Source organism: Levilactobacillus spicheri DSM 15429 (assembly GCF_001435095.1).
GTDB classification, from domain to species: Bacteria; Bacillota; Bacilli; order Lactobacillales; family Lactobacillaceae; genus Levilactobacillus; species Levilactobacillus spicheri.
Map to the genome: position 1 here is coordinate 1 of NZ_AZFC01000017.1, position 728 is coordinate 728.

Here is a 728-nt window from a genome sequence, read left to right on the forward strand (position 1 = left end):
CAAGTATTGGTGTTCTCAGAAAATAAATTGGTAATATCTAGTTTTGAGGGAATAAGTTCTCTTATAGTGTGGTGGCGATAGCCTGAAGGATACACCTGTTCCCATGCCGAACACAGAAGTTAAGCTTCAGCACGCCGATAGTAGTTGGGGGATCGCCCCCTGCAAGGGTAGGACGTTGCCACGCGATTATTCCGGCATAGCTCAGTTGGTAGAGCACCTGACTGTTAATCAGGTTGTCGACGGTTCGAGCCCGCCTGCCGGAGCTTTAGATGGAGAGTTGTCCGAGTGGCTGAAGGAGCAGCATTGGAAATGCTGTAAACGGGTACTAACCTGTTTCGAGGGTTCGAATCCCTCACTCTCCGTTCCCAAATAAGTATGACCCGTTGGTCAAGTGGTTTAAGACACCGCCCTTTCACGGCGGTAACATGGGTTCGAATCCCGTACGGGTCATTTTGGAGGATTAGCTCAGTTGGGAGAGCGTCTGCCTTACAAGCAGAGGGTCACAGGTTCGAGCCCTGTATCCTCCATTGGTAACATAACAGCTTAATTATGGTCTGTTGGTCTAGTTGGTTAGGACGCCTCCCTGTCACGGAGGAGATCACGAGTTCGAGTCTCGTACAGACCGTTGTTATGTTATTATTAATTTAATACACAACATTACATGAATGGAAAATGGCTCGGTAGCTCAGTCGGTAGAGCAATGGATTGAAGCTCCATGTGTCGGCGGT

The 728-nt window shown here is 48.8% G+C and carries 5 tRNA genes and 1 rRNA gene; all 6 read left to right on the forward strand.

The window, feature by feature from the left end:
* Positions 1–67 precede the first annotated feature (67 nt).
* Positions 68–184: ribosomal RNA gene (gene rrf, locus FD37_RS06985) — 5S ribosomal RNA — on the forward strand.
* A 6-nt stretch (positions 185–190) separates the two neighbouring features.
* Positions 191–263: transfer RNA gene (locus tag FD37_RS06990), tRNA-Asn, on the forward strand.
* An 8-nt stretch (positions 264–271) separates the two neighbouring features.
* Positions 272–362: transfer RNA gene (locus FD37_RS06995), tRNA-Ser, on the forward strand.
* Between the two features lie 15 nt (positions 363–377).
* Positions 378–450, forward strand: a tRNA-Glu gene (locus FD37_RS07000).
* 4 nt (positions 451–454) lie between these two features.
* Positions 455–527 (forward strand) — tRNA-Val (locus tag FD37_RS07005).
* Between the two features lie 24 nt (positions 528–551).
* Positions 552–625: transfer RNA gene (locus tag FD37_RS07010), tRNA-Asp, on the forward strand.
* Positions 626–728: the final 103 nt, after the last annotated feature.